Below are 8,089 nucleotides of genomic sequence, written 5' to 3'. Positions count from 1 at the left end.
TAGCTTGCTTTAATTCATTGATCGAAATATTAAATTTATCGGCGATTTCCCCTAAGCTATCGCCAGCTTTAACGATATAGCTGTGGCTGTTATCGCGTTTTTGCGCATAAAGGTTATCTTGGTTGTCTTGATAGGTACCAATGTTTGCGAGCGGCAGGGCGATTTGGTATTTGCCTTTGCTTGGGATCGCATTTTGCCGGTAGCCCGGGTTATAGGTTTTAAATTCTGCTTTAGTGAGGCCGGCAGCGTTAGCGATTTGGCCAATATCGACGCCATTTGGCGCGGGGAGTCGCTCTAGAAAGGGGCGATTATCAATGGGTAAAACGGTCAGATTGTAATGTGTTGGCTCGCGAATAATTTGTATAAAAGCCAACCATTTAGGTACGGTTTTCACCTGTTTGGAGGGGATGTTGAGCGACCAAAAATCCGTCGGTTTACCTTTGGCTTTATTCCTGTCGATGGCGGCTTTTATCACTAATTCACCGCTGTTATAGCCTGCGACTGCGTTAATCCAGTCATGACCTAAGTTCTTGTAAAGATGTTGTAGATAGTCCAATACCGCATCGGTTGAAGCGAGGGGATCTTTGCGGCCATCGTAGGCCGAATTGATCGTGAGACCAAAATTACGCCCGGTGGCGGGGATCATCTGCCATAAACCCGCAGGGCCATTAGCCTGAGCCAGTGGGTTATAGCCACTTTCTACAATCGGCAATAGGGCTAACTCCAGTGGCATATTACGCGCTTCGAGTTGGCTGACGATGTAATATAAAAAAGGTTCGGCACGCTGGCCGACTTGAGTCATAAACTTTTGTTTATCATCAAAAAATTGTCGCTGCCGGCGGACTTCGGCATCGTCATGTACATCAATGGTGCGAGTTTGTTGAATTTTTTCCCAGACATCGCGGTATTGCTCGCGGGCTGCGGCGGTCGGTTCTTGGGTTTGCGGCGTCTGCTCGTTAGTGGGTGCGCTATCCTCGTCAGCGGCGACGGGGCTCTCCATTGTCGAGGGTGACGGATCGGCTGAGGTGGCTGCGCAGCCGCCGAGGTGGGCCGTTAGCATGGCGAATAAAAATGCCGTAAAGGCGTACGTTTGGCGAAAAGGTTTCCGCATCATAATCCTGTTATTAGCTGACTTAGTATTCAATATTTGTACGCATGTTAATCTGTTTTGCCGTTTTTGGATAGTTCAGCGCCGTTTTTGGACAGTTCAGCGCCGTTTTTGTGCATGTAAGGCCTGATGGTTAAGCGGGGCGGTGTTTTTTTATTTATGAATAAATGCGGTACCATGCCGCAATTTTTAGTCACGAGGATGGCAGAGTGCAGACGTTAGCGCAGTTAACAGCAGGGCAATTACAAGGGGTTCGTCGGTTACAATTAGTGGAGGGGTTGACGGCATTTCCACCGCAGATTTTTGATTTGGCCGATACCCTTGAAATCCTCGATTTGTCGAATAATCAATTGAGTGAATTGCCAGAGGATTTGTATCGGTTAACTCAACTTAAGGTGCTGTTTGCCTCCAATAATCGTTTTGAAAAGTTGCCCGAGGCCTTAGGGCGTTGTGCCAAGTTAGAGATGATAGGTTTTAAGTCAAATCGCATCAAAACGGTGCCAGCAGACGCTTTACCTCCCCAAACCCGCTGGCTGATCCTCACCGATAATTGCATTGAGGCCTTGCCAGATAAGATAGGGACTTTGGCGCGTTTGCAAAAATTGGCATTGGCGGGTAATCGGTTGAGCACCTTGCCGGTGACGATGGCCCAGTGTCAGCACTTGGAGTTAGTGCGCTTGTCGGCCAATCGTTTATCTGAGTTACCTCTGTGGTTATTTGAGCTGCCCAAACTCAGTTGGCTGGCCTTTGCTGGTAATCCATTGACGGAATCGCCACAGGCAAGCCCTCGAGTCCTTAACCGGGATGCCGCAGAAGGCATGAACACCAACGTTAATCACGGCGCCGCCTGCGTGAACGCAAGGCAAAGCACGCCATCTTTGCCTTCGGTCCCGAAGGTGAGTCTCGATAGCGTTAAACTGGGCGAAAAATGCGGAGAAGGGGCCTCGGGGATCATTTATCAAGGGGAGTGGTTGGATGAATCAATGGTGGCGCAAACTGGCGCTAAGCCGATTGCGGTAAAGCTGTTTAAGGGCGAGGTGACCAGTGATGGCTACCCCGCCGATGAGTTGGCTTGTTGCTTAGCTTCGGGTGAGCACCCTAATCTTATCAAGGTCATCGCTCATATTCAGCAAGGGTCACACTCAGGCTTAGTGATGGCATTGATTCCTCAAAGCTTTAAAAACTTAGGCTTGCCGCCAAGCCTTGTCTCTTGCACTCGCGATACTTTTAACCCTGATACCGCGTTAGACAGTAAAGATCTGACTAAAATTATCCTGCAGCTTGCGGACGTCATGGCGCACCTGCATCGTCAGCAGATAAGTCATGGTGATGTTTATGCGCATAATATGATGGTTAATCAGCAGATGGATGTGTTGTTTGGTGATTTTGGCGCTGCCTCTGATTTACGCCATTTATCCAGCTCCGAACGCCTAGGCATCGAAAAACTTGAGGTCCGCGCCCTCGGTTGTGTGATTGACGATTTGCTGCCCTTTGTGACGCCAAGCAGTCATCCTGCACAAGTGCGTCGATTGAGGGAGATAAGAGATTGCTGTCTGTCGGCGAATGTGGCCGCTCGTCCGGGGTTTGATGAGGTGAAAAGCGCCCTGCTGGCGTAGTGAGTCGCCTAATGGCAGCTATCATTAATAGGCGAGATAACTGTTACCGTGTTGATACTGTAGATTTTTTTTGTTTGCTAAGGGTTTTACTTGTGAGGTATCAGGTTAACCCACTGTTTTATTTGGATGTTAGTTGCAGTTATTGCTGGCGGTGTTAAAGCCTAAGCCTTTAGGCTATCTCTTTTTTTGTGGCCTGATAGGTGAGCGCTGGAGTTTAAGGCTGCCTACGGCGGCTTAAGTATCGCTACCGCACAATTTGTTTTGGGATGGATTGTGTGCCCGTTGGATAGTCAAAATGATAGGTTATATACACTATGTTTACACAACGAGTGACTCGGCAAGGGGTTCAATTTGCTGGTATACCAATAAAAAACACTTTTCGTACCGCGGCAGTCAATATGCACTTAGCCAACATGCATTTAGCCCAGTTTGACTTACTTAGCAGCATGAGAAGTGCGCGCCGCGCCATTCGAGCGCTGCTGTTTGTTGGTTTGAGCTACGGTAGTGGTCAGGCGCTTGCCGTTGCCTCCGAAAGCGCCGAAGTGATTCCAGTAACCGTTGAGGCGATAAAAGAATTTACCTTTGCTGATGCAGTCAAAGAGGTGGGGAAAATAAACTCCATTGACTCCGCCATCCTTAATTTTAGCGCGAGCGAAAAGATCAGTGCGATTCACTTTGAGAATGGTGACAACGTCAGCCAAGGGCAAGTGATTGCACAATTAGATAACACTAAGGCAAAAGCCGATTTAGACAAGGTCAAAAGTGCCCTCGCCCTTGCCAAAACCAAACTTGAGCGAGTCACCGATTTATTGGCCAAAGAGCCGTATGCCTTGGCGAAGCAAGATGTTGACGAAATGCGGGAAAACGTAAATCTGGCCGCCGCCGATGTTCGTCAAAAACAGGCGGTCATGAATGATTACTTAATTAAGGCTCCCTTTGATGGTCAGTTAACCAGCTTTAGCCAATCCATCGGCAGTCAGATAGCGGCCGGGACTCCCCTCGTCACCCTTTACAGCCTGAACCCTGTTGAAGTGCGTTACGCCATTAGCCAAAACGATTTTGGTAAGGCTAAAAAAGGGCAAAAAGTTGAGGTGCGGGTTGAAGCCTATGGCGCCGAGGTCTTTGATGGAGTGGTCAATTATGTTGCTCCTGCGGTCGATGAAGCCTCAGGGCGAGTCGAGATCCACGCCGCTATTGATAACCAAGAATTTAAGCTCGCTCCTGGGATGTTCGCCAATATTAAACATTATTTCAGTCAAGGAGTGACTCATCTATTAGTGCCGCAAAATTCGATTATCGCAAATAATGAAGAGCGTTTTGTCTGGCTGGTACGCGGTGACAGTGTGGTCAAACAAGTGGTTGAACTGGGTAAAAATACCAATGATGGCTATACGGTGGTGACCCAAGGCGTCGCCAAGGGGGACTTGGTGGTTAAGACGGGGATGCAAAATCTTAAAGCCGATAGCAAGATCCGGGTGATACAGGGGCAGAACGCTCCTGAAAGTGTCCCCACTCCACATCCTCAAGGAGCTCAATAATGCGTTTGCCAGAGATTTGTATCCGGCATCCTATTTTTGCATCAGTGCTCAGTATTATGACGGTGCTGTTAGGTTTAATTGCTTTTCAAAAGCTGGATATTCGTTATTTTCCTGAGCACACCACCCATTCGGCAACGGTCAACGCCTCGATTGCCGGCGCCAGCGCGGATTTTATGTCGAGTAATGTCGCTGACAAATTGATTGCCGCAGCCTCGGGTTTGGATAAGGTTGATACTATGTCGACCGATTGCAGTGAGGGGCGCTGTTCTTTAAGCATTAAATTTAATGATGATACCAGCGATATTGACTACACCAATTTGATGAACAAGTTGCGTAGTAGTGTAGAGGGGATTAATGACTTCCCCCAGAGTATGACCGATAAACCCACGGTGACGGATGACACCTCGGCAACCGATTCTGCCAGTAATATCATTACGTTTGTCAATTCTGGCGGCATGGAAAAGCAGGCAATGTATGACTACATTAGCCAGCAATTAGTCCCGCAGCTTAAACAAGTGCAAGGCGTTGGCGCGGTGTGGGGCCCTTATGGTGGCTCGCAAAAAGCCGTGAGAGTCTGGCTTAATCCTGAGCAAATGAAAGCGCTCAATATTAAGGCGGCTGATGTCGTGGGCACCCTTGGCGCCTATAATGCGAGTTTTACCTCAGGGGCGATTAAGGGCAAGACCCGGGATTTTTCCATTAACCCGTTAAATCAGGTTAACACCCTTGAGGATGTTAAAGGGCTCGTCATTAAGGTTAGTAATGGCAACATCATCCGGATTTCCGATGTGGCCGAGGTGGTGATGGGCGAAGAAAGTTTATCCCCCAGTATGTTGTCAATTGGCGGCCACAGCGCAATGTCCTTACAGATTTTGCCCTTAAGTAATGCCAATCCGGTTACCGTGGCGGCCAATATCCAAGATGAAATTGCACGGATGCAAGCTCATTTGCCTCAAGGCCTTGAAATGACCTTGAGCTACAATCAGGCGGACTTTATTAAGGCCTCGATAAAAGAAGGCTTTATGGCGCTCATTGAGGCGGTGGTCCTCGTATCGCTTATCGTGGTGTTATTTTTAGGCAGCCTGAGGGCTGCCTCGATTCCCATTATTACCATTCCCGTGTGTGTGATTGGCGTTTTTGCTGTCATGTCCGGCCTCGGTTTTAGCATCAATGTCTTGACAATATTAGCCATAATTCTTGCTATCGGTTTGGTAGTGGATGATGCGATCGTGGTGGTTGAAAACTGTTATCGCCATATTGAGAATGGTGCAACTCCCTTTAATGCCGCGATTAACGGCTGTCAGGAAATTATTTTCCCAATCATCGCCATGACTCTTACCTTGGCAGCGGTGTATTTACCTATCGGCTTAATGTCTGGCTTAACCGCGGATTTGTTTAGGCAATTCTCCTTTACCTTGGCGGCGGCGGTGATCATCTCGGGCATGGTGGCGTTGACCTTATCGCCGATGATGAGCGCTTATCTTATCAATACCTCGGCGGCGCAGCCTTTGTGGTTTCATCGCGTAGAGCAGGCATTACAGCAATTAAATACAAATTATATCCATGAGCTGAATAAATGGTTTGAGCGTAAACGGCTGATGTTAGCGATTAGCTTTGGCCTCATCGCACTCGCCAGTGTGGTGTATTGGCAGTTACCTAAGGTGCTGTTGCCGACGGAGGACTCGGGGTTTATCGATGTGACCTCTAAGGGGCCTGCTGGCGTCGGCAGGCAATATCACTTAGATCATAATCGTGAGCTCAATGGGGTGATGGATAACCACAGTGCGATCAATGCGAATTTGTCCTACATCGAAGGTGAGCCGATTAACCATGTGTTACTTAAACCTTGGTCGGATCGTGACCAGAGTATCGATAAAGTTATTAACGATTTGATTATCAAGGCTAAAGAGTCTGTTTCTGCCTATAACATGTCCTTTAGCATTCGTTCGGCCAATAACCTGGACATTGCCAACAATGTGCGTTTAGAACTGACGACGTTAAACCGTGACAAGGCCGAGCTCAGTCGTACTGCGGCTAAAGTGCAACAGTTAATGGAAGACTATCCTGGCCTGACGAATGTGGGTAATTCCGTCCTGCGTGATCAGTTGCGCTATGATTTATCAATTGATCGTAATGCCATTATTTTATCCGGAGTGAATTATGGCGATGTCACCAATGCGCTCTCGACTTTTTTAGGGTCAGTCAAAGCGGCAGATTTGCATGCCACGGATGGCTTTACCTATCCCATTCAAGTACAAGTGAATTTGAACCGTCTTAGTGATTTTGGGGTGCTCAATAAATTGTACGTGACCTCGGAATCTGGCCAGGCGCTGCCCTTATCGCAGTTTGTGTCGATCAAGCAAACGACGGCTGAATCTAACATCAAAACCTTTATGGGCCTTGATAGTGCCGAGTTAACGGCAGATATGATGCCGGGCTATGCGACGGATGAAATTAAGGCCTTTTTAGATGAGCAAATCCCGCCACTACTCAATGATGCCCAAGGGTTTAAACACACTGGCGTCGTTAAGGAACTCATGGACTCGCAGGCGGGTACTCAGTCGCTATTTTTACTGGCCTTGGTGTTTATTTACCTGATTTTAGCTGCTCAGTTTGAGAGTTTTGTTGACCCGTTGATCATTTTATTGACCGTGCCTTTGTGCATAGTCGGTGCATTGTTGACTCTTGGCTTATTTGGCCAGAGCGTCAATATTTATTCGCAAATTGGCCTGTTGACCCTTGTCGGCTTAGTGACTAAGCATGGCATTTTGCTGGTGGAGTTTGCCAATAAGCAGCAGGCCAAGGGGCTCAGTGCCACAGCCGCGGCGCTTTCCAGTGCCCAGTCTCGTCTGCGGCCGATTTTAATGACGTCGTTAACCATGATCTTAAGCGCGATCCCCTTAGCGCTGGCGTCGGGGCCGGGCTCTTTGGGGCTTGCCAACATTGGTTTGGTTTTGGTTGGCGGGCTATTGGCGGGCACTTTTTTCTCGTTATTCGTCGTTCCTGTCGCCTATGTGGCGATGGCAGAGTTAAAGGCTAAGGATGTGCTGGCCGGATTACGTTCGGCTTAAGGCTCCCTGCAGTTTTTGCCTGAGACGTCATTCATTCCCTGCTTGCTGTCACCTTCTCTTTGGATAGGGCCACCGCAGGCGGGGGCTTATTTTTTGCCGTCTTGGGTTAACCCTCTTTTGTCTTTTTCTTTTGTCTTTTTTCTGCTTATACCTAGCGCGGTAATGATTCGGGCAGGCGGGTTCACTCATAGTATTTTTGGTTGCACCTAAGTGGAGCTCAAGCTAAAGCTCATGCTTAGATGGCGCTCAAGCAGGGGGGCAGTTTGGCTCACTTAACTGAGTCTGGTGCGCCTCAAGCCTGATGACCACCTTAGTCAGATAACCACTTCGTCTGATGGCAACTTAGCCTGATGGCAACTTAGTCTGATAATAACTTAGCCTGATGGCTACTTAGTCTGGTTTGTCAAAGAATGGGCTCAAGGGTTGAGACTTTTTCCCTGAGCGGATAGGCTGCGGTTATCGCGGTTAATTTTTAGCAATCTAGCGTGCTTTGGAGTTCGATATGTCAGCTTTACCAATGGATTACGCTCATATTCATTTCGAGGCGCCGGGCGCACCTGAGGTGCTGCAACTGTCGCGCTCGCCGTTAGTGCTGCCGAGTGCCGGGCAGGTGCTTATTCGTGTGCATGCTGCAGGAGTGAATGGACCGGATCTCAAGCAAAGAGCAGGGGTGTATCCGCCACCACCGGGCGCATCACCGATCCTCGGGCTGGAAGTGGCAGGCGAGATCTGTGCCCTTGGGGAGGGGGTGACTCA

General features: G+C 48.7%; 5 protein-coding genes. 4 read left to right on the top strand and 1 reads right to left on the bottom strand.

Annotation, left to right across the window (positions count from 1 at the left end; all coding sequences use genetic code 11):
* Positions 1-1,111, bottom strand: a 1,111-nt coding sequence (locus ACRCZA_RS15935; RefSeq protein ID WP_438675372.1) for a transglycosylase SLT domain-containing protein, incomplete at its 3' end; no start/stop codon positions are given.
* 206 nt (positions 1,112-1,317) lie between these two features.
* On the opposite strand from ACRCZA_RS15935, the gene ACRCZA_RS15930 reads away from it, so the two are divergent.
* The 4 genes from ACRCZA_RS15930 to ACRCZA_RS15915 form a co-directional block, all read left to right on the top strand.
* Positions 1,318-2,724 (top strand): leucine-rich repeat-containing protein kinase family protein, encoded by a 1,407-nt coding sequence (locus ACRCZA_RS15930; protein ID WP_438675371.1) that lies wholly within the window; start codon positions 1,318-1,320, stop codon positions 2,722-2,724.
* Between the two features lie 314 nt (positions 2,725-3,038).
* The gene (locus ACRCZA_RS15925; protein ID WP_438675370.1) at positions 3,039-4,262 is read left to right on the top strand and encodes an efflux RND transporter periplasmic adaptor subunit; all 1,224 of its coding nucleotides are present in this window, start codon (positions 3,039-3,041) and stop codon (positions 4,260-4,262) included.
* On the top strand, positions 4,262-7,333 hold the full coding sequence (locus tag ACRCZA_RS15920) for an efflux RND transporter permease subunit (RefSeq protein WP_438675369.1): 3,072 nt from the start codon (positions 4,262-4,264) through the stop codon (positions 7,331-7,333). Before ACRCZA_RS15925 ends, ACRCZA_RS15920 begins: the two co-directional genes overlap by 1 nt.
* A gap of 502 nt (positions 7,334-7,835) precedes the next feature.
* Positions 7,836-8,089: alcohol dehydrogenase catalytic domain-containing protein (locus ACRCZA_RS15915; protein ID WP_438675368.1), on the top strand; the 254-nt coding region annotated here is incomplete at its 3' end.

Source organism: Shewanella sp. (genome assembly GCF_051658185.1).
Taxonomy (GTDB): domain Bacteria; phylum Pseudomonadota; class Gammaproteobacteria; order Enterobacterales; family Shewanellaceae; genus Shewanella.
The sequence above is the reverse complement of the archived record's forward strand: the minus strand, read 5'-3'. Positions and strand labels throughout refer to the sequence as shown.

Bases quoted from the DNA above. Each gene is read 5' to 3' on its own strand.
- ACRCZA_RS15920 (WP_438675369.1), top strand. From the start codon at position 4,262: ATGCGTTTGCCAGAGATTTGTATCCGGCATCCTATTTTTGCATCAGTG.
- ACRCZA_RS15925 (WP_438675370.1), top strand. From the start codon at position 3,039: ATGTTTACACAACGAGTGACTCGGCAAGGGGTTCAATTTGCTGGTATA.